We start from the raw sequence: 24,847 nt of genomic DNA, 5'->3' as shown, positions 1-24,847 counted from the left end.
ACGGTTTTTAGTAAAATTGAGTACACTATATCAAAGGAGAACAGTCTATTGAATAAACGCTATTGGTGGATTCTAATCACGTACGTACTTATGCAGCTTTCGGCTATCCCTGGTGTCTTTCTTCTAAGAGAGCTTGGTATTTCAGGCGAGCGAATTCCTGGTATATGGAGTATGTTTAGCTTCAGCCTCGGATTGTTAATCATTATCCTGCTACTGATTCCTGACATCCGTGAACGTCACCACATTCGCAACCGTTCGACAAGAGGAGAAGCCATTCGCTGGACCATTATTGGTGTATTCATGGTCTTTGGTGCTCAATATGCAGCAGCTTTAATTGAAATGTATGTTCTTGGAATTGAACCAGGATCGGAAAATACGCAAACCATTATTGAATTTGCAAAAGCTTTTCCAGCTTTCATTATCGTTGTATCCGTAATTGGCCCGATTCTTGAAGAAATCGTTTTTCGTCTGATTATTTTCGGCGCCCTCTATAAGCGCTTTAACTTCTGGATAGCGGGCTTTATTAGCTCACTTATTTTCGCTGCTATCCATTTCGATTTCACACATTTACTCGTCTACACAGCGATGGGCTTTGTTTTTGCCTTCTTATATGTAAAAACAAAACGAATCCTTGTTCCGATTATCGCCCATATTGCATTGAACTTATTTGTTTCAATCGTCAATGTTCTACTCGCTGATCAAATTGAAGGATGGCTTGAGCAGCTTGAACAAATGGAACAACAAATGTCAGTTATCATTGGAGGATTATTACAATGAGAGCATCTCCAATAACGATGGCGATCGTTTATTTTTCGATTGGCGTCTTACTTGTTTTTTTCGCTATACAAAATGTCAGTCTCGCTGGTTGGAACTTTTGGAGCTATTTAATTATCTCCTTTGCAGCGATCGACTTTATGGTCGCATATCGTTTTTATCGACTACGTAAAGTCATTAAACAAATTCAGAATCAGAATAAAAAGAAAGATTAAAAAAAGGTCTGATCTAAAGATATCGATCACCGATCGTTGGATATGACGATGATGATCGCTCTTAGAATCAGACCCTTTTTTATTGTTCGCATATGTTATTTGCGATGTTTTCTTGCGTGATGATTGAATAAAACATCGTATAGAGTAAATGTTGATTTTGTATTTATCTTGCTTTTCAATAAAAAAAGCGCAAGCGCCTTGGTTAACCGTAACCAGCATTGAAAGCCTGCGATTGTGTTGCTAGGTTTTAGGAAACCTACCGCAGGCTAAAATGACCTCGAGCGGCTATGCGCTGGGACTAGACATCATCAAATTTTATCCTTTCTTATCTTTTAAAAGGACTGCATCTTTCAAAGATCCTTCTACATTAGAAGATGATTTTAAGAAACCGTCTTTTTTTGTCCTATTCCATTTGTTGTTGGATAGACATTATTTTCGCGGTATTATAAGCTGTCCCTTCTAAATAACGAAGTCCATTTTCAAGGGCATCCTCAATTGAGAGAATTCCAGGGACGATAGAAAAAGCAACATCAATTCCGTGTTCAAAGATTACCTCATGCCCATTGGCTAAACCACCTGCAAAAGCGAGAACAGGGATATCAGTTTGTTTGGCAGCCTTTGCGACACCGATTGGCGTTTTCCCAAAGATTGTTTGTTGATCGAGTCTTCCTTCTCCAGTTATCACTAGTGATGCGCCTTTGACTCTTTCATGAAAGCCTGTTGCTTCAAGGATTAAAGTTACTCCCGAATCTAAGCGAACATTAAGAAAAGCTAAAAGCCCTGCGCCAAGTCCTCCAGCTGCCCCTGCTCCAGGAATATCACGAATGTCCTTGCCTAACGTTTCCTTAATTTTATCTGCATAATGAGCGAGACAGCGATCAAGCTCGCCAACCATTTCTTCATTTGCTCCTTTTTGAGGGCCGTATATAGCTGAAGCTCCCTTTTCCCCTAGCAAGGGATTATCAACATCACAGGCAACTTCAATCGTCACTTCTTTTAGACGTGGATGCATGTGATCAATTTCAACTCGCTCAAGCTTAGCAAGAGCTGCACCACCGTAATCAATTTGAGTCCCGTCGCTAGCCAATAATTTTACTCCAAGTGCTGTCGCAAGCCCTGCACCACCATCATTTGTCGCACTACCACCTATGCCAATAATAATATGCTCCACACCCTTTTCAAGTGCTTCAATGATTAATTGACCCGTTCCATACGTGGTCGTGATAAGTGGATTACGTTTATCTGGTGGAACTAAATGAAGCCCCGATGCAGCAGCCATTTCAATTACAGCAACTTTTCCATCTCCAGAAACACCATAAGTCGCTTCAACTTCATCACCAAGAGGACCGACAACTGTCACTGTTTCAATCGTTCCATGTAAAGCATCAACTAAGGATTGTACCGTTCCTTCTCCTCCATCTGCCATTGGTATTTTGACGTATTCAGCCTGAGGAAAGACTCGACGAAACCCCTTTTCAATTGCATCTGCTGCTTGCATCGCAGTAAAGCTTTCTTTAAATGAATCTGGAGCGATCACTATTTTTCTCAAAACATCCCTCTCCCTTCATTTGATTATAAGAACCATTGAAAAACACCAAAAATTAACGTGGAAACAATGGCAATAACTAAACCTATCAGTGATTCATAAGGTATTAATTTCAAGCGTTCATTTATTTGCATACCTACACTACCTGCCGTTGCGTGAAAGAAACTTCCGTGAGGCAAATGATCAAGGACTGTGGCACCTGCATGAATCATTGCTGCACCAGCAAGTCCTGCAACACCTAACTCTAAAATGGTTGCTCCAAAGACGCTACTTGCCACAGCAGAACCCGCAGTCGTTGAAGCCGTCGCTGCTGACATAAAGATCCCTGATGCCGGAGCTAATACATAGGCAGGTAGACCAAGGCTATCTAACCCATTCACAAGGACATTCCTCAAGCCTGAATTTGAAATAATACCTGCAATGGCCCCAGTTCCAATTAAAAGGATCGCCACTGCCGACATTTTATTCAAACCTGAGATCGCATATTGATTCATATGACGGAGTTTACCCATCACAAGCGCACCAATCAGCCCACCAACAGGTAAAGCAATCATTGGATCGATGCTAATATCAAAAATGGGACGAAGCATTAAAAGAATAATAGCAATCACCGGCGCAACGATTGCTGCTTTAAACGACGGTATTTCTCCTTCTTTTTGTGACTCAACCTCATGAATATCTACTAAAGATCCTTTATTCGATAAACGTTTCGCAATGAAATAGGTTACCGTTAAGCCAAATAACCCAGGTATAATCCCAGCCGCCATAACAGAAGTTAGTGGAACGTTAAACGCATCGGACACAGCTATCGTATTAGGGTTCGGACTCATTACGTTTCCTGCCTTACCTCCCCCAATCATCGCAAGTAAAATCGCTGTCTTTGAAAGCTTTGCTTTGCTCGCAATTGCAAGTGCAATCGGTGCAACAGTTATAACAGCAACATCAACGAAAACACCAACTGCCGTCAAAATCATCGTAGCAAGTGCTAATGCTAATAACGCACGCGTTTGTCCGATTTTTTTGACTATTGCTTCAGCAATAGTAGATGCTGCTCCTGACTCGATTAGTACACCAGCCAATATACCAGCTGCTAGAATTCGAAGGACTGCAGGAATAATACCACCTGCACCACCAATCATTAAATCAACTGTTTCCGTAATAGAAGCGCCGCCAACTGTTCCACCAATAAGTGCACCTGCCATCAAGGCATAGACTGGTGGAATTTTACGCAAAATCATAACAATCGCAATAACAAGGCCTAGAATCGCTCCTATCGCCGTAACTTGTACATCCATCGTATATTCCCCTTTATTAAACCGTTTTCACAGTTTAATTGTAAGCGTTTTCTGATATTCTAGTCATTGTGCAAGCTATTAAATTATTATTACACATATTGAGATATATTGTGCATATGCACAATCATCAATTAAATAAACGTTTAATTAAAAGTCCGACACATCGATCATTCATCCGTTCAATCATCTACAAATAAGAGCTACATTATTCAATAGCACTACAGAGTTCTCAGGTTCGCTATCAATTCACTTGTTATTCTTTTTCAAATTGATTCAACCTCATACCAGCATATAACTCAAATAGATCCTTGAAGTCTCTCGGATCCTTCCCAGTTAGTTCTTTAATTTTATGTAACCGGTATTGCACTGTATTTCGGTGAACAAACAGCTCGCTAGCCACTTTCTGAATCTCCCCGTTACAACGAATAAACGCATGTAATGTCGCTTCTAGCTCTTCATTTTTTTCAAAAGAACGAATCGGCGAAAAAAGACTCTGCCATTCTCTTACCTCTATTGTATCTCCTAATCTATACAACATTGTATCTAGCAAACACTCACGTGAAAACCGCAGTCCCTTCTCTTCTTCGCCTTTCGTAACCATATAAGTGAGATACGCCTGCTCATACGATACTGCGATATCCATTAATTGCGTAGCCCTATTGCCAACGCACACGACCAGCGCATATTCCCTAGCAAACTGTTGAACATCAGCATAAATATCCTTGTTAATCTCTGTTTGATTAACTAATACAATATGGCCCCCTGAGTCAATTCGAATCATTTCATGAGTGCTACCAATGACCATTTTTAAATCGTTGTGCAGCCGCTCTTCCTCCGCCCGAGTCCGAACTTTTCTAGCGTAGACATACCATACTTCACAGGGCAAGGGCAATTTGAGTCCAAATGACTCAGCTCGTTTTAAAAATGTATTTTTATTTTCAACTCGACCTTCAAGTAATTGACGCAGTAGTTCCTCTTTATGACGCTTATCCCATTGCAGTTCAGCTGTGAGAAATGCTTGATTTAATGAGAGCTCAGCTGCCATTTTCACAAGCTTACCATACCCTCGAATTTCCTCTAATGGCCCTGTTACGCCGATGACACCTACGATTTCTTCACGAAAAGAAATGGGGAGGTTGATCCCTGTCTTCGTTCCTTGCATGTTCTTAGCATAATGATCATTAATTTCAATTTCCTGCTGCTTTTTTATTGCTTCGACTGCTCCTGCATGAACCTCATATAAGCGCTTAGGATCGCCACTACCAATGATTACCCCGTCTTTGTCCATCACGTTGACATTATAGCCAATAATCTCAATTGTCCGATCTGCTATTTCCTGTGCGAGCCGTTTCGTTAGCATTCTAGTTCCCCCTACAGAGTACTTTCATCTATATTGCTATTTTAACTCAAAATAAAAAACCTCTCCACGCCGCTTAAAAGCAGTGAGAAGAGGTTCTTCCTTATTGATATGGCTCTTTTCCTTTAGCTCCCCACCAAAAGAGACCAATAACGGAGAAGATTAGAATGAGAAACGGAGCAATCATGATTAAAAAGAAACTCATCTGAGTACCTCCTATTTTCTTCCTTGAACGTACTTATTATCGAACAAAAACAATCTCATAAGTAAGTAGAGTGACGGAATTAATAAAAGCAGTCCAGCAATAAAGGCAATAATTAAAGCAATCGCCATCGCCTCATTTGTAAAGCCATCGTAAATAGTTAAATATGGAAATAACAAATATGGAAGATGCGATGCCCCGTAGCCGAAAAAAGCTGTCGCAAATTGCAGCATAACAAAGATGAATGCAAGCCCTAATCTTTTCTGCTTCCAAATTAGGTATACCGCGCCTAAAAAGAAGAGAAACGATAGACTGAACAACCATGATAAATCGACCATGCTTGCAAAGTGCGTAGGGTTATGCTGATTCAGTGAAAAGAATACAAGCACACTTGCTAGGATAGTTGGAAAGCTCCAGAATAACGCATATCCTCTTAAGACAGCAAAGGCATTCATATCACGTGCTTTGTAAGCATAAAACGTAAGGAAACACGCTGAAATATAGAGCACACTCACAATAGCAAGAACAACAACCGTCCAAGAATAAAAGCTTGTGAACAGTGCCCCGTAATTCATATGAACTTGCTCATTTACAACCGTAATAAATCCACCTTCTGAAATCGTTAGTACAACCGATAATGATGCTGGAATAAGTAATCCAGTAGCCCCGTACAAAAATTGATAGAATCGGTTCCCTTTAAATCCATAATGGTGAAAAGCGTAATAAGAACCGCGAATAGCGAGAAGTACAATCGCTATACTACCTGGAATTAACAGCGCAGTCCCGTAATAAAAAGCTGTTGAAGGGAAAAATCCGACAATCCCAATAAAGAAAAAGACTAGAAAAACATTCGTTACTTCCCATACTGGCGAAAGATAGCGATTAATAACCTTACTAATCACATGTTCTCGACCGGTAATGGTTGAATAGTAGCTAAAGAAACCTGCGCCGAAGTCAATCGACGCAACAATTAAATACCCATAAAGAAAGGTCCAAAGCACCGTAATTCCAATTAATTCATAATCCAATTCTCTTCACCTCTATTCTATTCCACGGTCTTTTAATTCCTGTTCAACCGGATTGGATTTAAACATTCTTCTAAGAACCGTAATGCAGGATATAGCTAAGACAAGATAGAGCAGAATAAACATATAGAGCATGAGATCCACATGTGCTGAGGTCGTTGCTCCTTCGGCAGTCCGCATATAACCAACCAGAATCCATGGTTGTCGCCCCATTTCATTAAAGAACCAACCCATTTCAATGGCAAGCATAGCAAGTGGTCCTCCTGCAAAAATGGTCCAAAGCAATGGTTTGTTATGTTCATTCCATTTTGTCACACGTCTCATCATGACAAAAATAATGGAAATGAGCGCTAAGAACATTCCGATTCCGACCATGATATCAAAGAAGTAGTGAACAATTAATGGTGGTAAATCTTCTTCAGGAAACTCCTCGAGTCCGATTACTTCTGCACTTGGAGTCCCATGCGCAAGAATACTTAATGCATATGGAATTTCCATTGCATATTTTACTTCATTCTCTTCTGTTAACACACCTCCGAGAATAAGAGGCGCTTCTGTAGACGTTTCGAAATGCCATTCTGCCGCAGCTAGCTTCTCAGGTTGATATTCTGCTAGAAATTTACCCGATAAGTCACCAATTAAAGCAGTCGCGATCGCAAAAACAGCCGCTACTGTCATCGTTAAGTTTAATGCCTTTTTGTGATAAACATGATTTTTACCGCGAAGCAAGGAAATCGCTGCAATCGCCGCAAGAATGAAAGCAGAAGTTAGATAAGCAGATGACAGAACATGGGCCATCTTTGTCGGTGTTGCTGGATTGAACATTGCTGCAAGCGGATTAATATCCGTTACTACACCGTTCACCATTTCAAAGCCATGTGGTGTATTCATAAATGAATTGACCGTTGTGATAAAGAATCCAGATGCAGTTGCACCTATTGCAACAGGAATAACAAGAAGCCAGTGATGAATTTTCTTCTTAAACCGATCCCACGTATAAAGATAGATGCCAAGGAAAATCGCCTCAAAGAAAAAGGCAAATGTCTCTAGAAACATCGGTAAGCTTATCACATGCCCAGCTACTTGCATAAAGTTAGGCCAAAGCAAGCTTAACTGCAAACCAATCGCTGTACCTGTTACAACACCAACCGCAACTGTAATGACAAAGCCACGAGCCCAACGTCTTGCAAGCAGGCGGTAATGCTCATCATTACGCTTAATCCCAATCCACTCAGCTAAGGCAATTAGTAGCGGAATTCCGACCCCTATTGTTGCAAAAATAACATGAAACCCTAAAGTGACCGCCGTTAAAATACGGCTATATATGACCGGATCATACTCAAACATCGCCACTCACTCTCCTAAAAAAGACTCGTACAACATTGAACCTATAGGCAGCCAAGATCGAACAAGGAATAATGCCCCCTAACTTTGCTCACCTTTTCACATTCAAACAATAAAATGAAAACCTAGAATCCATTTGCGTTACGCCATATAGCATTTCTCTTATACTACATACCCGATTTAACGCATTCTATACACTAGGTTCAGCATTTATAGTGAGAGTGTAACATACCATACTCTCATTGGCTGCGACAATTAATGAATTTTTTGTGAAAAAGATCACATACTTGTTCAAGGCGGAAAAAAACATATATAACATTCACAATATCTCACGTATATTTTTTCTTAATCCTGCTCTTGTCCTTTTTCTTCTTTTTTCGATGCTTTCTCTAGTAAGTAGGCTTTTTCCTCTTATTCTATCGTAACACGAATCAGTGATGATAAAAGCAAAAAGCAGATACCTCATCTTGAAGTATCTGCTAACAATTATTTTTCTTTCTCTGCTTTTTCAAGAGCTGCTTCTCGTTCTTTCTCTGCTTTTAAAACTTTACGATATGTCAGATGTGAGACCCAAATACTAAATTCATATAGTAATAAAAGAGGTACTGTAACGATCATGTGGGAAATAACATCAGGTGGTGTGATCATCCCTGCAATCACAAGCAATACAAAATAAGCAACTTTTCTGATTTGCTTTAACACAACTGGTGTAATGATCCCTAAACGCGTCAAGAACATAACAACGACTGGCAATTGAAAGAGTGCTCCAAATGGCAACGTTACTTGAAAAAGAAACGTGAAGTATTCGTTAATACCATATTGCTCTGTAATTCCAAGCCTTTCAGCCATATTGCTCATAAACTCAACAATATACGGAAAAAGAATAAAATAAGCAAACGAAAGCCCCGCTAAAAACAACAAGAATGCTATCGGAATGTAAGCAAGCGTTGCTTTTTGTTCATTTTCATGCAAACCTGGTTTCACAAAACCCCATAGCTGAAAAAGGATAATGGGAAATGTTAAAATCAAACCAATTGCAAACGCAAATGTCATAAAAATCCGAATCGAATCGGTCATTTTAAAGGCGTTCATCGGCAAGTCATGAGCAGTTGGCGTACTTAACAAATATGAGATTATTGGTGTCGCTAAAAAAAAGCCAGCGACAAAAGCCACCGTGAAGAAAACCAGCGTGAAAATAATTCTTCGCCTTAGCTCCACAATATGTTCCATCACTGGCATATTATGTTGTTCCATGTATAAACCCTTCCTACTTAGGCTTTATCTGTTTCTGATTCTTTATTTTTCTTTTTATCTTCCGTATCATCGTCAGCTAAGCCTTTTGTCGCGTTCTTAAACTCGCGTAATGTATTACCAGCAGCTTTTCCTAGTTCTGGTAATTTCTTTGGACCAAAAATTAATAAAGCAACAATTGCAATAATAGCAATGCTTCCTGCTCCTAAACCCATAGATGGCACCTCCTTGTCCTACTATTATACTGGATAATGCTTAAGAAAATAAACTAGTGCTTGCAATTCAACTGATAAGTCAATATGGTGAACACGAATTTCATCAGGTACATCTAATCTAGCAGGTGTAAAGTTCAAAATTCCCTTAATCCCTGCTTCTACTAACTTGTCCGCAATCTTTTGAGCCGCAACCGATGGTACAGTTATAATAGCGACGGTTACTTCTGGATCCATGATCTCTGTAAGTTCGTGAAAGTTATGAATCGTCACGCCGCCCATCTCTGTACCTATCTTCTCTTCATCAACATCAAAAGCCATGACAATTTCGGTATTGTTGTTTTTCGAGAAGTTATAGTTCAGAAAAGCTGTTCCTAAATTCCCGACCCCAACTAGAATAACTTTTGTTAGTTCATCCTGATCAAGAGTTTTACGAAAAAAAGAAAGCAAGTAATTAACGTTATATCCATATCCTTTTTTCCCAAGAGCTCCAAAATATGAGAAATCCCGACGAATCGTTGCTGAATCTACTTTAACTGCCTCACTCAATTCAGTTGAGGATACTCTTTGTTTCCCTGAGGCCTGAAGATTCTCCAAAAAGCGATAATACAACGGCAATCTCTTTGCAGTTGCTTGGGGAATCCTCGCTTGATCCGCTTTCATCAGTTGCCTCCCTTCTACCATTGAGAGTGACTTATTAACATCTCAAATGCTAGTAATCAGACACTTTAATTTCGAGTCACACTCGCTCTCCTATTGTACACCATTTCTAAGAGATTGTAATCGTTTTACCTTAGTGTTCAATAAGTTGTTGAAAGATCGAATCTGCGATACACTCAAGATAAACAATACTGATTTTAAGAGAATAGAGAGGAAATTAAATGATTGTCTTACAATGCATCAATATTGCGAAATCATTCGGTGTTGAGCCAATTTTATCAAATATTAAGTTAGATATTCAAACAGGAGAACGTGTTGCTCTTGTTGGCCGAAACGGTGCAGGAAAATCGACATTGCTCAAAATTATAGCTGGTCAGCTTTCTTATGACAGCGGGCAGGTTTTAATGCCTAAAGGGACCGAGCTTGGTTACTTAGCCCAAGACACAGGGCTCGTGTCCGCACTCTCGATATGGGATGAGATGTTAACAGTATTTGAGCCATTAAGAAAGATGGAAAGCCAGATTAGAGCGATGGAACAGCAAATGTCCGATCCTAACCTACTGGCAGATTCCACACGCTATGAGAAATTATTAAAAGAATATGATGAGCTTCAGCTAACGTTTAAAGATCGTGGTGGCTATCAATACGAAGCAGATATTCGTAGTGTGCTTTCTGGCATGAACTTTGCCGATTTTGACTACGCCACAAAAATTTCAACGTTAAGCGGTGGGCAGAAGACACGCTTAGCCTTAGCGAAGCTTTTACTAAAAAAACCAGAGCTACTTATTTTAGATGAGCCGACAAACCACCTCGACATCGAAACGTTAACATGGCTTGAACAATATTTAAATGGCTATAAGGGTGCAATATTAATTGTCTCCCATGACCGTTACTTCCTTGATAAAATCGTCACAGAAGTGGTCGAAATTTCACGAACCAAATCGACGAAATACCCTGGAAACTACAGTGCCTATCTTGAAGAAAAGGCAAAACGATATGAGCTTGAACTTAAACAGTTTGAGAAACAACAAGACGAAGTGGCTAAACTACAAGATTTTATTCAGCGCAATATTGTACGTGCCTCTACAACCAAACGAGCACAGAGTAGAAGAAAACAACTGGAGCGAATGACTCTTCTTGACCGTCCTGCAGGTTCAGAGAAATCTGCTTCTTTTTCATTTGATATCGACAAACAAAGCGGTAATGAAGTCCTTCGCGTGAAAGATCTTCATGTGAAATACGGTGAACAAACGATATTTGCGAACCTTGACTTATATGTAGATCGCGGTGAAAGTGTCGCTCTCATTGGGCCTAATGGTGCTGGAAAATCAACATTACTAAAAGCACTGTTAAAAGCAATACCGATTGAAGACGGGACAATGCGCTTTGGTAGTAATGTGACAGTTGGTTATTATGATCAAGAACAAGCGAATTTAAAATCAAATAAGCTTGTCCTACATGAGCTTTGGGATGACCATGCACTTTTACCAGAAAAAGAAATTCGAACCGCGCTCGGCAATTTTCTATTCAGCGGAGATGATGTCTTAAAACCAGTCTCCACTCTTAGCGGTGGCGAGAAAGCCCGACTTGCTTTAGCAAAGCTAATGATGAAAAAAGCCAATTTTCTTATTCTTGATGAGCCAACAAACCATCTTGACCTAGATGCAAAAGAAGTTCTTGAAGCGGCCTTAATTGATTATCCAGGTACATTGCTTTTCGTTTCCCATGACCGCTACTTCTTAAATCGGATTGCGACACGAATGGCCGAGCTAGAAGACGGTCAGATCACGAATTATCTCGGCGACTATGACTATTATGTTGAAAAGAAAAGCGAAACCGAACAACGTGAACTTTTAAAACAACAAGAATCAAATTCGTTCTCTGAGACAATAGAGGTTCAACCTGATAAACAATCATATGAATTAGAGAAAGAAGCCAAAAAACTAGAGCGACAACGAACGAGACGAATTGAGGAAATTGAGAAAACGATTGAGACATTAGAAGCTTCACTTGCCGAACATGAAGAAGCACTTTGTGATCCAAAAATTTATTCCAATCATGAACAAGCTCAAGCTATTCAACAAGAAATTGACGAGGCAAATGCTAAGATTGAAGAGCTTATGGAAGAATGGGAAGAGTTACAAGAAAAATAGAAAACTTGATGAATAACCCAATTAGTAAAGCGGCCAGCTTTAGTTTATCTAAAGAGGCCGCTTTTTGTTAAAATAAAAGCATTAACCTACGCTCCTGGTGTAATTTTTCTGACAGAAATTTCATCCAAATTTGTGACAAAAAGGTCGTCAGTAGCACTATTTACCCAGACTAAAAAATTATCCTCAATACGGATAAATGTTCCAGTACCAAGTGATACTCCTGCTGAAAAGACTTGAATAGCATCTCCCTCTCTTAGTCCATTCAGCCTTCTAAATTTAGGATTTCTATCATCCTTATCATGTTTGTCACACTTATCAAATTTATCGTAATAGTATCCCATATATTTCTCCTCCTTCCCTTTTAATACTAAATCATATGTCGCAAAGGAAAAGGAGGAATAAACGTATTCACTAGAATAGTAGAAATTGTATATTATCATCAAGTATAGATAACCACTTACCCGAAATAATAGGTTTATCCCTTTAAACTCCTATATGTTTGTACAAGAAGTAATCGATTAGAAACTCTAAATCAATTGACACTCCTTTATTTCCTGAAGAACATCACCAATTCCATCAAAATATGGGTCGGAGGCTGCTTCATTTGGAGGGCATCTTCTTTACTCGTCGCACCACAACATTAAAGAATCGTATCTGCCGCCTGTAGGAACAGTTTCTTCCCGTTGAGAAGGGTGCCGTCAAGATCAAAAAAGTAGGTATAAAATTCTTCATGCTCTCCCCTCCATTCACATTGATGAGTATAAAAAACCTTAACTGTTGCAAAAAGACAGACTAATCGCCGTGTTCTTTAAGCAGCAATTAAGGTTCTCTCAAATGGTCTCCAACAAAATTGTCTGTACATATTTTGCTTTCGTAGCTAAATGTATCACCTTAGTGTAAAGAGGAAGTTAAAGTAATATTTAGATTCATTAATGACGTTGTAAATAGCACACAGTCAACGTTAAGACTATGTGCTAAAACTTCTAACCTCCATATAAGAACACTAATTTTTCATCTTCGTCCCAGAATGATTTATTTTTTAATGACGCGATGATCCGTCTTACTTACAGACAACCAGTAATAATGAGCGGAGACAACACAAAACATCGATGTAGCAGCCGCAACAACACCCGAATCATTTAACAAAAGCAACGCAAACGAAGAGACGACACCCGTTTGTAAAAATAACTTATTTTGTACTCCAAGCAGGAGATGCTTTCTCCACAAAATAACAGCTCCAAGTATGTAGCTCGTAACGAGTAATTGCGTCCAATTGGAATGTCTAAAAATTTTTAAATTCATAGCGAGCTTTCGTTGAATTAATTCGAAAATATAGAGAAAATCTCCGCGGTATAAACGTTGAAAAGCAGAACCAATATGTGTTTGTTCTCCATTTAATTGGAGCATATATAAAAGAGCGACTCCTGCTACTGCTAATAGACCGAACAGAAAACTAATTTTACCCCATGACCAATTCAAACGATTTACTCGGTAAAAAAGAAAAGAAAAGGCGATGCCTGCAGATAATGTCGCTCCTGCGTTCGTACCTAGTGTATTTTTTCCAAGAAAGAAAACTAGACATAAGAATATGATCATTACACTAATGTTGGTGACCACTTTCTGTTTTTTCATTAAAAACGGATGAAGAACCATTAGCGCTGAAATGAGATACACACCTGCAAATTCATTGCCAATCCCGTAATACCTAGCTCCGATGATCGGATCATACCCTAAATAAGAGCGTTGCATCAGGGGAGATGCTAGCGACACGTCAAGGGTAATGAGCACAAATGTCATTGCCCCAATCCAGAAAATCGGCTGTCGACTCAACTTTTGCACAACATATCCACAAAGGGTCGACGCACCGATAAGCGTTAGCACAAACCCACTCACCCCAACCAAGTTAATGATATTAGATAAAGCAAGAAACCAAAAAGGGGACCATAACGCCGAGAGAAGCAATAGTCTTATGACAAAACGCCAAGTCTCTTGTTTTGTCATTCCAAAAAAACAAAAAGCAGCCGCACCGATTAAAGCGAGGACGAGACAAGAAATGTATGTGGATAAAACACTCGCACGGCTTTTATAAATAAAAACGATTTCATCCATTTTCTCAAAAAAATGTTCTTTATCCACATTTCCACGATCTTCTCGCACCATGGCACGCCCTGTCCATTCATCTGCTGTATTGATGCCAAAGGTTTGGAGTATGGTTGGAACAAAATCAATGCTACTAACTAAATAAGGCTGCTTCGTAGTACTAGATGTGAGAAACCCTCCTTTTCCTTCTCCCCAGTAAAAAACAGGTGCTAATTGTTGCTTTTGATCATACGCTTGCTTATGCATCATCGGTGCTAGTAGCCATACCTCTAATTTCTTTTCCATCACAACTTCTTCAAGAAAATTGCTTAGACGTAAAAGCTGTTCGGCACGCTTCTTTTTAAATTGCTCCTCTTCCATAAAAACTTTTTGTTCATATAAACGATGAAAATCTCCCCACTCTATTACCGTCATACGATCTCTTTCTACATTTGTTGATAACTTGTTAATAAGATACTCAACATCCATTTCTAATCCATACGAAGCAGATTCGTTTTTCCTCACTGCTTTGTTTAATTCCCCTGTTCCTCTTCCTTTTTCGTCCATAGTAAGTAAAGAACCATAACGAACAGGGTTTTCGACTGTATCACTATGACCATAAACCACACGTTCCACTCCAGCTTGCTTTAGCAATCCTCCAAACTGTCCTATGTCTCCCATTTGTTCATTTTTGATTGCAAGTCTGTGAATAGCAGGATGGTAAAGGTCTGTCTCAGGTAGTTCACCTGAAATTTGCTTGATCCAATCACGTACTTCAAAATCATTTACTTTTTCTCCAGCTTCAAAACTATTCCAACCTTGAACACCGACAGCTCTCTTACCACTACTAAGCGTCACCATATTATTTAAATAGGAAAAAGAACCATCGGGACGGACATTCATCCCGCCTATCGCAGCTTGCTGCCACAGCGATTGATTTTTATCTGTTTCTACTAATTGTCGTGCCTCTTCGAATGAAAAACTAGGCACGACCACAATTAACACATTTGTATAATGATCCTCTTTCGCATGTATAGTCACAGGATAAATGAGGATAAAAAGAACAATCATCACGCATGTTAGCTTTTTCCACATCACTCTCAACCTTTTTGCTCTAATTTTCTGACATATCCACACTATCCACATATTTATTCACAGGTAAAACTCCTTATTTATAAGGTTATTTTAATTTATTCACATTATACACAGACTTATCCACAAATTAGTTAGTCACAACATATTTAGCCTATTTTCGAGGATTTTTAGTAGTTATTCACACATCTAACAAGCATGTGGATAACAATTGTGCACATCATAAGAATTTACCTTTACATAAGTCCATAAATAAAAACCACCTATTGATAGCATTCGCTCCAATAAGTGGTTTTAAACATTTAGTTATGCTTTTTCTAAATCAAGACCAGGGTTACCATTTAAATCATAGGAAGCAAACTCACTTTTCTTCCATTTCACACTTGCAGCAGCCCCTATCATCGCCGCATTATCTGTACAAAGAGATAATGGGGGGATAAGAAGATCAACATCAGCTGTTGCAAATTCCTTCTCTAACGCTGCTCTAAGTCCCTTGTTCGCTGCAACTCCCCCAGCTAAAAGTAACTGTTTTACTTCAAATTCTCGAACTGCTTTCTTCGTCTTTCCAACAAGTACATCAATCACACTTGCCTGAAAGCTCGCCGCAACATCCTCTATTTTCACTTCTTCACCACGCTGCTTATAGTTATGCAGGGTGTTAATAACAGATGATTTCAATCCACTAAAGCTAAAATCATAGGAATCAGCCTCGAGCCAAGAACGAGGAAAATCAATTGTCTCACTTCCCTCCGCAGCCAATCGATCAATATGCGGGCCTCCAGGGTAAGGCAAGCCTAGTGTACGAGCAACTTTATCGTAGGCTTCTCCGACTGCATCATCTCTCGTTTCTCCGATAATGCTAAAAGAACCGTCTTCCTTCATATAAACGAGCTCTGTATGTCCTCCAGAGACTACTAATGCGAGTAGCGGGAAGGAAAGTGGTTGAACGAGTTGATTGGCATAAATATGGCCAGCAATATGATGAACCCCAATTAAAGGCAGGTCGTGAGCAAAAGCAATCGCCTTTGCAGCACTCACCCCGATAAGCAGCGCACCGACAAGTCCAGGACCTTCTGTAACAGCAACCGCACTAAGGTTCTCAAACGTCACATCTGCCTCTTTCATCGCTTGCTCAATAATGATCGTCATTTGTTCAACATGATGACGCGAAGCAATCTCTGGTACAACACCACCGAATCGTTTATGACTTTCAATTTGTGAGGAGACAACATTACTCAAAATCTCCCGTCCATTTTTAATGATCGCCGCTGATGTTTCATCACAGCTCGTCTCAATTGCTAAAATCAATTCATTGCTATTCATGTAATCCCACCCACATCACTAATGCGTCTTCGCCGTTATCCGCATAATAATTTTTTCTAATCCCGCCTTCTTGAAAGCCGAGCTTTCGATATAATTGTTGTGCCACATGATTAGAGACACGCACCTCTAAAGAAAGCTTCATTACACCAAATTGTCCTAAAAAAGCGATCGCAAAACGAAGCAATTCTTCCCCACGTCCTTGTCCCCTAAAATCAGAATGGATCGCAATATTAGTAATCTGCGCTTCATCCATCACCAGCCACATTCCACAATAACCGATGATTCTTCCGTCATATTCATAAACGAGGTAATGAGCAAATTGATTTGAGCGTATTTCATTATGAAAAATAGCAGGGTCCCACGGCGTTGGAAAAGCATCACGTTCAACTTCCATTACACCTTCAATATCGTCATGAGTCATAAAACGAATGGACGCTTTATTCTGTTCAATCATTTTTCTCGCTCTTTTCTTGTTGCGCTTTTCTCCAATTCGCTTCTGCTTCTGCTAATTGATGATAATTCGGAACAAACTCATGCGTGAACCCACTCGCTTCCTGCTTTTGTCCAAGGTTTGCCAGTTCACTTGGTCGAGGCAACATAGCTGAACCTGGCGCAAACTGAGCCTTAGAGCCTAATCGCTCCACGATCATTGATCTGTGTAATTCAACGTCTTGACCAACAAAGAGAACTTGCTTATCCTCCTTATCTAAGTCATCAAGCCAATCCGTTAACATCACTAAACGATCACTCTCATCCCCTACTACTACATCGTTATTTGAAACATAATGTCCTGTATATACTTGCCCACGTCTTGCATCCATAATCGGTGAAATAACCCCTTCGAAGTAACGCCCCGCTTGCGCCATCACAGCTAAGCTAGACACACCAATGACAGGAATACCAAGAGACCACGCAAGTGTTTTTGCCGTCGTTACTCCAATTCGCACACCTGTGTAGGAACCTGGACCGTTTGCAACAATGACTTTTTCTAATTCCTTCGGTGATACGCCGACTTCTTTCATTAATTGTTCAATCGCTGGCATAAGACGAATCGAATGGTTTTTCTTTATATTCGTCGTTACTTCTCCAAGCGTACGTTCACTTTCTGTCACTGCAATTCCCATGACAAACGATGAGGTATCAATCGCTAATAGTTTACTCATTCTTGTAGCTCCTTACATAGCACTGCTGAGCGTACTCCAGTAGATTTTATTGAAATTTTTCGCGTCGTCTCTCCAAGATGATAAATCGAAATCATCAATCTGTCCTCAGGTAATTGCGACGGAATCATACTAGGCCACTCGATCACAGAAACACCTTCCCCGTAAAAGTACTCATCAAGTCCAAGGTCTTCAGCTTCATCTTCCATTCGGTACACATCCATATGATAAAGCGGCAGTCTTCCTTGATATTCTTTGATAATCGTAAAGGTTGGGCTGTTCACAACCCGCTTCACACCAAGCCCCTTTGCTAATCCTTTTGTAAAGCTTGTCTTTCCAGCCCCTAGATCACCTTCAAGTGTGATCACATCCCCTTCTTGAACAAGCTGTCCAAGATTTTCAGCTATACGCATCGTCTCTTCAGGTGACTCTGTAACAATTGTCCACTCTGCCATTTTTTTCACCCACGCTTTTGAAAATGATTATATCCATGCTTTTCTAATCGTGTTACTTGCTGACCATCTTTTAAAAACACACCAGGCTCTCCTGCCTCAACGTTTCCGATTTCAAAAAATAATACATTTCGTTTGCGAAAACGTTCACTTAATTTGTTCACATACTCTTTGGCAACCGTTCCGATTAAGACAAAGTCCTCTCCACCAAAAAGTGCCCAGTCAAGCTGTTTTTCTCTTGAAAAGTTTTTCATGCTTTCATGAAAAGGGAGAGCATCTGCCTCGATTGTCACTTTTACCTTGCTTGCTTCAGCTAACTCGTTCGCTTCACTAGCGACTCCATCACTCACATCATTCAAAGAAATCCGTTCATGGAAGGTAGCTAGTATTCGTCCCGCTTCCACATGTGGAGTGGGTTCCTGATGAGCATGAACAAGAACCTGCTCTGCTACTGTAAATTCTCCGCCAACACCCTTATCAAATAATAATTCCAATCCCGCTGCAGAAGAACCAACATATCCAGTTAGAAACACGACATCTCCTGCATTTGCCTGATGACGATACTTCGCCTGGTTACGCTCAACTCGGCCCATGACAGTAACCGTCAAAACAAGAGGTCCATCCGTTGAAACGGTATCTCCACCAATTAAGTCCATGTTATACCGCGTTGCTAGCTCGTCCATCCCTCTGTAGATCTCAGCAAGCTCTTCTTCATTCCAAGAAGACGGAATCGCAATGGAGACGAGATAAAAAGCAGGAATGGCTCCCATTGCCGCAAGGTCACTAACATTTATCGCAAGACCTTTTTTACCAATTTGATAAGGAGAAAGAGTGTCTCGGCGAAAATGAACACCCTCTACCATTGTATCCACACAAACAACTTCATCCATCTTCTCAGAACCACGATAGACAGCTGCATCATCACCGATCCCTTGAACAAGTGAAGATTGATAAGTTTTTATTGGAGCTATTTTTGAAATAAATGCAAATTCATCTTTCATTTATAACCACCCTCACCATCAAGACCGCATTAGAAAATCAATCCTATAAAAAACCTTAGGAATACTCTACTCCTAAGGAAGTCCCTTCTAGTTTATCCGATTTTGATGAAAAAGCCCATGACCAAATAGATAATTAGGCGGCGCAGAGCACTTTTATGCCTACAGGACGTAGGTACTCGGCGTTACTCACAGGACGTGAGTGTCTTTAGCCAAGTTTCCTTTTTATAGGACGTGAGTGTCTTTAGCCGAGTTTCCTTTTCTATAAGAAGTGAGTGTGGCTAGCCAAGTCTCCTTTCTCTTCAAGTTCCTCAAAAAAATAAAAAAACCGAAACGAAATCGTTTCGATTTTTTGGTATTGCGGGGGACGGATTTGAACCGCCGACCTTCGGGTTATGAGCCCGACGAGCTGCCAGACTGCTCCACCCCGCGTCGTTATAAGTAAGATGCTCTCTAAATAAGGATACCCAACTTCACTTTATTATATTCAGGAAAAATTAGCCCGGCAACGTCCTACTCTCACAGGGGGAAGCCCCCAACTACCATCGGCGCTGAAGAGCTTAACGACCGTGTTCGGCATGGGAACGGGTGTGGCCTCTTCGCTATCGCCACCAGACTATTTTCTCTCTGACACAATTTCTATAATACCATGTTAGTTTAATGAAAACAAGTCTTTTTTAAAAAAATATTTCCATTGCTAAATATTATTCTTTCATAGTATTATACTCTCAGTGATACACCATAATGGTTAAAACGAAACTTCGCTAAGACCGCCGTATCTTGTGACATCTTGAATTCACATGCAACACATTTTTCCTAAGGGAGGAACCCTCTATGGTTCGTAAAATATGGAATGCTAGTCGTGTAATGCTTTTAAGTCCAGTTGCACTTGTTTTAACAATTTTAATTCTTCCAGTCTTAATTTTGACTGATAATGTTCCTATACTCCAACAACTCCTTGAATATATACACCAAAACGACAACCTTTAATGGCTGTCGTTTTTTTAGAATAATAGTCAATAAAATAGAATAGATCATTATTGCAAATATTCAGAAAATAAATTATAATATATTTAACATTAAAGCTATTTTACATAGTTTAGTGTTTTAAACTATTGTTTTATTAAAGGGAGGATATCAATATGATTCGTAAAACCTGGCATGCTAGTCGTACAATGTTATTAAGTCCAGTCGCACTTGTTTTAACGATTTTATTTCTCCCAGCCTTATTAGTAACAGATATTCCAACCCTGCAACAATTCTTTGATTTTATACACCAAAATGACAGCCATTAAAGGCTGTCATTTTTTGATAAATCAATCGCTTGTCGAAAAGCAGAAATAATATCATGTTCATCTTCTATCCCTACTGAAATACGGATAAGTTGTTTTCCTATCCCTAATTCATTTCTTAATTCATCAGGGATGGTTCGATGTGAAGTCCGAATCGGATAGGAAACAGTGGTTTCCACTCCTGCCAATGTAGGAGCGATTTTGATCCACCCTAGAGAACGGAAAAATTGTTCAACATTCACGTCCACAGCTAGATCAATACTAACCATTGCCCCATTTCCTTTATTTGAAACAAACTCAGGGTAATAAACATGTGCTACATCAGGATATAAAAGCAGGGCCTCTGCAAGCGCCTGCGCATTCGCGCTCTGTCGTTCCATTCTTACACTTAATGTTTTCATTCCCCTACACGCTAGCCATCCTTCAAACGGGCTAAGATTGCAACCCAAACTAATGACTTTTGACTTAGCTTTGTTCACTAATGATTGCTCTCCCACTAACACACCAGCTGTAACATCGCTATGTCCACCAATATATTTCGTCGCACTATGAACAACGAGATCAGCACCTAATGTAGCTGGCTGGAGTAAATAAGGAGTCGCAAACGTATTATCAATCATCGTTTTAATATTGTGAGCTTTTGCTAGTTGAATAACTTCTTCTAATTTTTCGACACGAAGAAGCGGATTTGTAATCGATTCTGTATAGAGCAAAATTGATTTATTTGTTATTGCTTTTTTAACATTATCCAGATCTTTGAATGAAACGAAGCTGACATTGATACCAAAGTTAGGTAGTTCTTTTGCAAACAATTGATACGTTCCACCGTATAAATCATCTGATGCAATGATATGATCTCCTTGACTCGCCACAGCAAGAATGCCAACTAAGATCGCTGACATTCCAGACGATGTCGCTACACCGTCCTCTGCTTCCTCAAGTAACGCAACCCCTTTTCCTAAATCATCTGTATTTGGATTGCTATATCTTGTATATAAATATTCTTTTTCACCCTCATAAAAGCTTTCCATATCATCTAAATCTGAGAACACAAACGCTGATGTTTGATAGATAGGTTTCGCTTTACTCGCATTTCGAGCCATTTCCTTTGTTTGAAAGTGTACCGTCTTCGTATTAAAATTTGTTTCCTTCACTTCCTCATCTCCCTTTTCATACGTTTTTTATTTCATCATCATTAGCCCAATGACAAACATCAGAATCGAACCAACAATGGAGAGACTTATATATGCCAAAAGCGGCTTCCATAATTTCTTTTGAAACAATTGAACAGCTTCTATACTAAAGGTCGAATATGTTGTAAACGCTCCAAAGAAACCAAGCGCTATCAATAAAAAAAGCGGTTCTTCATATGCACTGGCAGCAGGAGTTTGTCCATAATGAAAGCCATAAAAGAGCCCCAACCCTAGCGACCCTATCATATTAACGACTAGCATAGCAATTGGAAAAGGGGACTCACTATATCGCTTCATCATCACAAGACCAAGCAAGTACCGACAAATCGCACCTACCGCTCCTCCAATACTAACAAGTAAAAGATTCAAGCCTCCCCCACCTCCTGCTGACTCCTTTTTAAACCAAGCTTTTGTCCAAGAAGAAAGCCTCCTAATGCACTGCCCACTCCTCCAAAAACAGACACGACTAAATAGATCAAACTTAACCACCATGTATGGTGAACAGTCAATGACACACTGTCTGCAGCAAGTGTCGACATCGTTGTAAAACCACCACAAAGGCCAACTCCGAGTCCCGTCTTCACCCATTCACGTGGAACCTTATAGATAAACCACCCTGTCAACAACCCTAATAATAAACTTCCACTCATATTTTCAATCAATGTGCCAATTGGATAACCAGTCGATACTGTAGATAGATTTAAATAATACCGTAAACTTGTCCCCACCGCTGCACCGATCATAATCGCCACAATATTTTTCAGTAAATTACATTTCACAAAGACTCTCCTTAATAAACGAATATTTCAATTTTATCTTAATAAAGGATCAAGTAACAAGGTCATCACGATAAAATCTTTTTCTATAACAAAGTTTATGATTTATCAGAGATCATTGGAACAGCTGAATAAGTAGTGATATTATTAATTCATAGATATAGTTAGAATAAAAAATGAAAGGTGGTATTTGATGAGCTCATGTAAGATTGATCACACATTAGAAGACGTCCAAAAAAAACTAGACGACCAAAAACCATTTCTTCCAGAGGAATTGTATAACGGGAGTGTTAATCTACTAAATCAAAAACCAGATCAACAGACCCTAAATGAACTATTTCATTTGCTTAAAAAGTATGATCTAGCACCTGTTGAGGAAAAAGAACAGAGAAACGAAAAACTTCAATCATTAATTAACTAGTATCTTTACTAGATCGATTATTATTTAGAATAGAAAGGTTTGTTGTATGATTGCTTAGAATAATGTTCATTCTATTTACTACTTTCATTCTATTTTTCACATCCGCCTGCTCTAACAATGAGGGCACTAGAGAACTAACACCTGATAACACGGCTACTGATGTGTATATATCGGCAGCTAGTAGCTTACAAAATGTTTTAAATGACATAAAAGAGACATTTGAAGAAGAACATCCAAATGTAAATATCATTTATAACTTTGGTTCATCAGGCGCCCTAAAACAACAAATCTCTCAAGGTGCTCCAATTGATTTATACTTCTCAGCTTCTAGTGATTTATTTCATGAGTTGGTGAAAGAAAATCGTATAAGCGAAAATCATTCCTCATTTATTATTGGAAATGAGCTTGTACTGATTCAACCTAAGAGTAGTTCTTCATCATTTGAGGATATGGAAGCTGTCATGTCTTCTGATGTTAGACGGATTGCCATTGGAACTCCTGAAATTGTTCCAGCTGGTCAATTTGCAAAAGAAGTATTAGAAAATCTCGACTTATGGGTGAAAGTCCAGGATAAATTAATCAACGCACAAAACGTTCGCCAAGTACTAACCTTCGTAGAGAGTGGTAACGCTGACTTAGGTTTTGTCTATAAAACAGATGCTCTTCAATCAGATAAAGTTGCCATCATCACGACAATTGATCACACTCTTCATGAGCCGATCATCTATCCATTAGGTATCATTAAGGAGTCTGCGGAAAAGAGTGAAGTGATCACTGTCTATCATTACCTCCAAAGCAAAGAAGCACAAGAGATATTTGAAAGGTATGGATTTAATCCAGTGTTAAATTAATGATATTTTCTGCTCACTTTTGGGACCCAGTTATTTTATCAATAAAAACAGCAGGAACAGCCATTATCATTGTCTCGATCCTAGGCATCATCTGTGCCAGGTTCATGCACAAAGCAACATTTAAAGGCAAGCTTTTAGTAGAAACGTTTTTTCTACTTCCTACTGTTTTACCTCCTACTGTCATTGGCTTTTTATTAATTATTATTTTTGGGAATCAAGGTATTATTGGTGAGTTTATTTACTTTTTCACTAATCAATCCGTTATGTTTACATGGGGAGCAGTAGTGATTGTCGCAGTAATTATTGCCTTTCCGTTTATGTACCAATCAGTTAAAACGGGACTAGATAACATAGATCCTGAAATCGAAATGGCAGCTCGTAATGCAGGGGCGAATGAACTTCAAGTATTTCTCTATATCTCGCTACCACTTTGTATAAAATCGATTATTTCAGGCATCATATTAAGTTTTTCAAGAGCATTAGGAGAATTCGGAGCTACGTTTATGTTTGCTGGGAATTTACCTGGGGTATCACAAACCATTCCTATTGCTATTTTCACAGCATTAGAAGCAGGCAATACCGAGCTTGCATGGGCATGGGTTATCGCTATCATCACTCTTTCTTTCTCAATGCTATTGTTCATCCGACGATTCTCAGGATAAACAAAAAACAGGCACAGACAAGAGCTTTAGGTCTGGGCCTGTTTTTTGTTTATCGGCAGCAATTAATCCATTTTATGAAATTTAGTGATAATGGATGCCTTACTACAATTGTTCTTCATTTGTTTTAGTTCTTAATAGGCCTTGATCCTTAATGTTCTGCAAATTAAAAAAGCACTCCCTATCGGAATGTACTTTAGCCCAACAACATCCTGGCTCACTACTTCTCTTCCACGAGGGAAGTAGTGAGCGTCGCTTTTCATTCAGATGTTTTACGAAGAGAAACGAGCTCGTCTCACAAGGGGACATGATGTACATTCAATGAAGCTCACTCACGATGCTTCCATCATTTTATGTTAAATAAAAAAGCACTCCATAACGGAATGCTTTAAAGTGCCCGGCAACGTCCTACTCTCACAGGGGGAAGCCCCCAACTACCATCGGCGCTGAAGAGCTTAACGACCGTGTTCGGCATGGGAACGGGTGTGGCCTCTTCGCTATCGCCACCAGACTATTT

27 protein-coding genes, 1 tRNA gene and 2 rRNA genes are annotated in these 24,847 nt (G+C 39.5%); 8 read left to right on the top strand and 22 right to left on the bottom strand.

Going from position 1 to position 24,847, the window contains the following annotated elements; translation table 11 throughout:
- The first annotated feature begins 48 nt into the window (after positions 1 to 48).
- Both IQ10_RS15950 and IQ10_RS15945 read left to right on the top strand, forming a co-directional pair.
- Complete coding sequence (locus tag IQ10_RS15950) at positions 49 to 777, top strand: CPBP family intramembrane glutamic endopeptidase (protein ID WP_144451470.1); 729 nt, start codon at positions 49 to 51, stop codon at positions 775 to 777.
- On the top strand, positions 774 to 989 hold the full coding sequence (locus IQ10_RS15945) for a YdiK family protein (protein WP_144451469.1): 216 nt from the start codon (positions 774 to 776) through the stop codon (positions 987 to 989). Before IQ10_RS15950 ends, IQ10_RS15945 begins: the two co-directional genes overlap by 4 nt.
- Positions 990 to 1,392: 403 nt before the next feature.
- Here the strand turns inward: IQ10_RS15945 and IQ10_RS15940 are convergent, their stop codons facing one another.
- The 9 genes from IQ10_RS15940 to IQ10_RS15905 all read right to left on the bottom strand — a co-directional run bounded on the left by IQ10_RS15940 (position 1,393) and on the right by IQ10_RS15905 (position 9,884).
- Entirely contained in the window at positions 1,393 to 2,538 is a 1,146-nt protein-coding gene (locus IQ10_RS15940; RefSeq protein ID WP_144451468.1) for a glycerate kinase, read from the bottom strand.
- A gap of 23 nt (positions 2,539 to 2,561) precedes the next feature.
- Positions 2,562 to 3,830: a GntP family permease gene (locus IQ10_RS15935; RefSeq protein WP_144451467.1), complete on the bottom strand. Its 1,269-nt coding sequence runs from the start codon at positions 3,828 to 3,830 to the stop codon at positions 2,562 to 2,564.
- 253 nt (positions 3,831 to 4,083) lie between these two features.
- On the bottom strand, positions 4,084 to 5,190 hold the full coding sequence (locus IQ10_RS15930) for a CdaR family transcriptional regulator (RefSeq protein WP_144451466.1): 1,107 nt from the start codon (positions 5,188 to 5,190) through the stop codon (positions 4,084 to 4,086).
- Positions 5,191 to 5,290: 100 nt separating this feature from the next.
- A complete protein-coding gene (gene cydS / locus IQ10_RS18905; RefSeq protein WP_437177696.1) occupies positions 5,291 to 5,392 on the bottom strand; it encodes a cytochrome bd oxidase small subunit CydS family protein in 102 nt (33 codons plus the stop codon).
- A gap of 11 nt (positions 5,393 to 5,403) precedes the next feature.
- Entirely contained in the window at positions 5,404 to 6,417 is a 1,014-nt protein-coding gene (locus IQ10_RS15925) for a cytochrome d ubiquinol oxidase subunit II (protein ID WP_144451465.1), read from the bottom strand.
- 12 nt (positions 6,418 to 6,429) lie between these two features.
- Complete coding sequence (locus IQ10_RS15920; protein ID WP_144451464.1) at positions 6,430 to 7,761, bottom strand: cytochrome ubiquinol oxidase subunit I; 1,332 nt, start codon at positions 7,759 to 7,761, stop codon at positions 6,430 to 6,432.
- 483 nt (positions 7,762 to 8,244) lie between these two features.
- Positions 8,245 to 9,012 carry a twin-arginine translocase subunit TatC gene (tatC, locus tag IQ10_RS15915; RefSeq protein ID WP_144451463.1) on the bottom strand — a complete coding sequence of 256 codons (768 nt, stop codon included), beginning with the start codon at positions 9,010 to 9,012 and terminating at the stop codon, positions 8,245 to 8,247.
- 17 nt (positions 9,013 to 9,029) lie between these two features.
- Positions 9,030 to 9,224: a twin-arginine translocase TatA/TatE family subunit gene (locus IQ10_RS15910; RefSeq protein WP_144451462.1), complete on the bottom strand. Its 195-nt coding sequence runs from the start codon at positions 9,222 to 9,224 to the stop codon at positions 9,030 to 9,032.
- A 24-nt stretch (positions 9,225 to 9,248) separates the two neighbouring features.
- Positions 9,249 to 9,884 (bottom strand): redox-sensing transcriptional repressor Rex, encoded by a 636-nt coding sequence (locus IQ10_RS15905; RefSeq protein WP_144451461.1) that lies wholly within the window; start codon positions 9,882 to 9,884, stop codon positions 9,249 to 9,251.
- Between the two features lie 218 nt (positions 9,885 to 10,102).
- Here IQ10_RS15905 and IQ10_RS15900 point away from each other — a divergent pair, with 218 nt between their 5' ends.
- On the top strand, positions 10,103 to 12,034 hold the full coding sequence (locus IQ10_RS15900) for an ABC-F family ATP-binding cassette domain-containing protein (protein ID WP_144451460.1): 1,932 nt from the start codon (positions 10,103 to 10,105) through the stop codon (positions 12,032 to 12,034).
- Between the two features lie 86 nt (positions 12,035 to 12,120).
- On the opposite strand, the gene IQ10_RS15895 is transcribed toward IQ10_RS15900, so the two are convergent.
- The 9 genes from IQ10_RS15895 to rrf (IQ10_RS15855) all read right to left on the bottom strand — a co-directional run bounded on the left by IQ10_RS15895 (position 12,121) and on the right by rrf (IQ10_RS15855) (position 19,754).
- Positions 12,121 to 12,375: a hypothetical protein gene (locus IQ10_RS15895; protein ID WP_242009866.1), complete on the bottom strand. Its 255-nt coding sequence runs from the start codon at positions 12,373 to 12,375 to the stop codon at positions 12,121 to 12,123.
- Positions 12,376 to 13,066: 691 nt separating this feature from the next.
- Complete coding sequence (locus IQ10_RS15890) at positions 13,067 to 15,208, bottom strand: hypothetical protein (protein WP_144451459.1); 2,142 nt, start codon at positions 15,206 to 15,208, stop codon at positions 13,067 to 13,069.
- A gap of 303 nt (positions 15,209 to 15,511) precedes the next feature.
- Entirely contained in the window at positions 15,512 to 16,528 is a 1,017-nt protein-coding gene (tsaD, locus tag IQ10_RS15885; RefSeq protein ID WP_144451458.1) for a tRNA (adenosine(37)-N6)-threonylcarbamoyltransferase complex transferase subunit TsaD, read from the bottom strand.
- A complete protein-coding gene (gene rimI / locus IQ10_RS15880; RefSeq protein ID WP_144451457.1) occupies positions 16,521 to 16,982 on the bottom strand; it encodes a ribosomal protein S18-alanine N-acetyltransferase in 462 nt (153 codons plus the stop codon). Before rimI ends, tsaD begins: the two co-directional genes overlap by 8 nt.
- Positions 16,975 to 17,691 carry a tRNA (adenosine(37)-N6)-threonylcarbamoyltransferase complex dimerization subunit type 1 TsaB gene (gene tsaB / locus IQ10_RS15875; RefSeq protein ID WP_144451456.1) on the bottom strand — a complete coding sequence of 239 codons (717 nt, stop codon included), beginning with the start codon at positions 17,689 to 17,691 and terminating at the stop codon, positions 16,975 to 16,977. Before tsaB ends, rimI begins: the two co-directional genes overlap by 8 nt.
- Positions 17,688 to 18,143, bottom strand: coding sequence for a tRNA (adenosine(37)-N6)-threonylcarbamoyltransferase complex ATPase subunit type 1 TsaE (gene tsaE, locus IQ10_RS15870; RefSeq protein ID WP_144451455.1), 456 nt, complete (start codon positions 18,141 to 18,143; stop codon positions 17,688 to 17,690). Before tsaE ends, tsaB begins: the two co-directional genes overlap by 4 nt.
- A gap of 5 nt (positions 18,144 to 18,148) precedes the next feature.
- The gene (gene thiL / locus IQ10_RS15865) at positions 18,149 to 19,141 is read right to left on the bottom strand and encodes a thiamine-phosphate kinase (protein ID WP_144451454.1); all 993 of its coding nucleotides are present in this window, start codon (positions 19,139 to 19,141) and stop codon (positions 18,149 to 18,151) included.
- A 355-nt stretch (positions 19,142 to 19,496) separates the two neighbouring features.
- Positions 19,497 to 19,570 (bottom strand) — tRNA-Met (locus tag IQ10_RS15860).
- Positions 19,571 to 19,638: 68 nt separating this feature from the next.
- A 5S ribosomal RNA gene (rrf, locus tag IQ10_RS15855) occupies positions 19,639 to 19,754 on the bottom strand.
- A gap of 218 nt (positions 19,755 to 19,972) precedes the next feature.
- Here rrf (IQ10_RS15855) and IQ10_RS18085 point away from each other — a divergent pair.
- Both IQ10_RS18085 and IQ10_RS18080 read left to right on the top strand, forming a co-directional pair.
- Positions 19,973 to 20,128, top strand: coding sequence for a hypothetical protein (locus tag IQ10_RS18085; protein WP_158640063.1), 156 nt, complete (start codon positions 19,973 to 19,975; stop codon positions 20,126 to 20,128).
- A gap of 152 nt (positions 20,129 to 20,280) precedes the next feature.
- Entirely contained in the window at positions 20,281 to 20,433 is a 153-nt protein-coding gene (locus IQ10_RS18080) for a hypothetical protein (RefSeq protein WP_158640062.1), read from the top strand.
- On the opposite strand, the gene IQ10_RS15850 is transcribed toward IQ10_RS18080, so the two are convergent.
- The 3 genes from IQ10_RS15850 to IQ10_RS15840 are packed head-to-tail and all read right to left on the bottom strand — an operon-like array spanning position 20,430 to position 22,402.
- Positions 20,430 to 21,584, bottom strand: coding sequence for a trans-sulfuration enzyme family protein (locus IQ10_RS15850; RefSeq protein WP_144451453.1), 1,155 nt, complete (start codon positions 21,582 to 21,584; stop codon positions 20,430 to 20,432). The two genes, IQ10_RS18080 and IQ10_RS15850, sit on opposite strands and share 4 nt — an antisense overlap.
- Positions 21,585 to 21,611: 27 nt before the next feature.
- On the bottom strand, positions 21,612 to 21,992 hold the full coding sequence (gene crcB / locus IQ10_RS15845) for a fluoride efflux transporter CrcB (protein WP_144451452.1): 381 nt from the start codon (positions 21,990 to 21,992) through the stop codon (positions 21,612 to 21,614).
- A complete protein-coding gene (locus IQ10_RS15840) occupies positions 21,989 to 22,402 on the bottom strand; it encodes a fluoride efflux transporter FluC (protein ID WP_242009865.1) in 414 nt (137 codons plus the stop codon). Before IQ10_RS15840 ends, crcB begins: the two co-directional genes overlap by 4 nt.
- A 190-nt stretch (positions 22,403 to 22,592) precedes the next feature.
- On the opposite strand from IQ10_RS15840, the gene IQ10_RS15835 reads away from it, so the two are divergent.
- From IQ10_RS15835 to modB, 3 genes are all read left to right on the top strand, one after another.
- On the top strand, positions 22,593 to 22,820 hold the full coding sequence (locus IQ10_RS15835) for a group-specific protein (protein WP_144451451.1): 228 nt from the start codon (positions 22,593 to 22,595) through the stop codon (positions 22,818 to 22,820).
- 62 nt (positions 22,821 to 22,882) lie between these two features.
- Positions 22,883 to 23,671, top strand: a complete 789-nt coding sequence (gene modA / locus IQ10_RS15830; RefSeq protein WP_144451506.1) for a molybdate ABC transporter substrate-binding protein — start codon at positions 22,883 to 22,885, stop codon at positions 23,669 to 23,671.
- Complete coding sequence (gene modB / locus IQ10_RS15825; protein WP_144451450.1) at positions 23,671 to 24,333, top strand: molybdate ABC transporter permease subunit; 663 nt, start codon at positions 23,671 to 23,673, stop codon at positions 24,331 to 24,333. The genes modA and modB overlap by 1 nt, the downstream gene beginning before the upstream one ends.
- A 392-nt stretch (positions 24,334 to 24,725) precedes the next feature.
- Here the strand turns inward: modB and rrf (IQ10_RS15820) are convergent.
- Positions 24,726 to 24,841 (bottom strand): 5S ribosomal RNA (gene rrf, locus IQ10_RS15820).
- Positions 24,842 to 24,847 lie beyond the last annotated feature (6 nt).

This window comes from Halalkalibacter nanhaiisediminis (assembly GCF_007830185.1).
Classification (GTDB): Bacteria; Bacillota; Bacilli; order Bacillales; family Bacillaceae_D; genus Halalkalibacter; species Halalkalibacter nanhaiisediminis.
The sequence above is the reverse complement of the archived record's forward strand: the minus strand, read 5'-3'. Positions and strand labels throughout refer to the sequence as shown.

What these genes read in the sequence shown, in the direction of transcription:
- IQ10_RS15945 (WP_144451469.1), top strand. Translation starts at nt 774, where the DNA reads ATGAGAGCATCTCCAATAACGATGGCGATCGTTTATTTTTCGATTGGC.
- IQ10_RS15935 (WP_144451467.1), bottom strand. Translation starts at nt 3,830, where the DNA reads ATGGATGTACAAGTTACGGCGATAGGAGCGATTCTAGGCCTTGTTATT.
- IQ10_RS15930 (WP_144451466.1), bottom strand. Translation starts at nt 5,190, where the DNA reads ATGCTAACGAAACGGCTCGCACAGGAAATAGCAGATCGGACAATTGAG.
- cydS (WP_437177696.1), bottom strand. Translation starts at nt 5,392, where the DNA reads ATGAGTTTCTTTTTAATCATGATTGCTCCGTTTCTCATTCTAATCTTC.
- IQ10_RS15920 (WP_144451464.1), bottom strand. Translation starts at nt 7,761, where the DNA reads ATGTTTGAGTATGATCCGGTCATATATAGCCGTATTTTAACGGCGGTC.
- tatC (WP_144451463.1), bottom strand. Translation starts at nt 9,012, where the DNA reads ATGGAACAACATAATATGCCAGTGATGGAACATATTGTGGAGCTAAGG.
- IQ10_RS15910 (WP_144451462.1), bottom strand. Translation starts at nt 9,224, where the DNA reads ATGGGTTTAGGAGCAGGAAGCATTGCTATTATTGCAATTGTTGCTTTA.
- IQ10_RS15905 (WP_144451461.1), bottom strand. Translation starts at nt 9,884, where the DNA reads ATGAAAGCGGATCAAGCGAGGATTCCCCAAGCAACTGCAAAGAGATTG.
- IQ10_RS15900 (WP_144451460.1), top strand. Translation starts at nt 10,103, where the DNA reads ATGATTGTCTTACAATGCATCAATATTGCGAAATCATTCGGTGTTGAG.
- IQ10_RS15895 (WP_242009866.1), bottom strand. Translation starts at nt 12,375, where the DNA reads ATGGGATACTATTACGATAAATTTGATAAGTGTGACAAACATGATAAG.
- IQ10_RS15890 (WP_144451459.1), bottom strand. Translation starts at nt 15,208, where the DNA reads ATGTGGAAAAAGCTAACATGCGTGATGATTGTTCTTTTTATCCTCATT.
- tsaD (WP_144451458.1), bottom strand. Translation starts at nt 16,528, where the DNA reads ATGAATAGCAATGAATTGATTTTAGCAATTGAGACGAGCTGTGATGAA.
- rimI (WP_144451457.1), bottom strand. Translation starts at nt 16,982, where the DNA reads ATGATTGAACAGAATAAAGCGTCCATTCGTTTTATGACTCATGACGAT.
- tsaB (WP_144451456.1), bottom strand. Translation starts at nt 17,691, where the DNA reads ATGAGTAAACTATTAGCGATTGATACCTCATCGTTTGTCATGGGAATT.
- tsaE (WP_144451455.1), bottom strand. Translation starts at nt 18,143, where the DNA reads ATGGCAGAGTGGACAATTGTTACAGAGTCACCTGAAGAGACGATGCGT.
- thiL (WP_144451454.1), bottom strand. Translation starts at nt 19,141, where the DNA reads ATGAAAGATGAATTTGCATTTATTTCAAAAATAGCTCCAATAAAAACT.
- IQ10_RS18085 (WP_158640063.1), top strand. Translation starts at nt 19,973, where the DNA reads ATGGTTCGTAAAATATGGAATGCTAGTCGTGTAATGCTTTTAAGTCCA.
- IQ10_RS18080 (WP_158640062.1), top strand. Translation starts at nt 20,281, where the DNA reads ATGATTCGTAAAACCTGGCATGCTAGTCGTACAATGTTATTAAGTCCA.
- IQ10_RS15835 (WP_144451451.1), top strand. Translation starts at nt 22,593, where the DNA reads ATGAGCTCATGTAAGATTGATCACACATTAGAAGACGTCCAAAAAAAA.
- modA (WP_144451506.1), top strand. Translation starts at nt 22,883, where the DNA reads ATGTTCATTCTATTTACTACTTTCATTCTATTTTTCACATCCGCCTGC.
- modB (WP_144451450.1), top strand. Translation starts at nt 23,671, where the DNA reads ATGATATTTTCTGCTCACTTTTGGGACCCAGTTATTTTATCAATAAAA.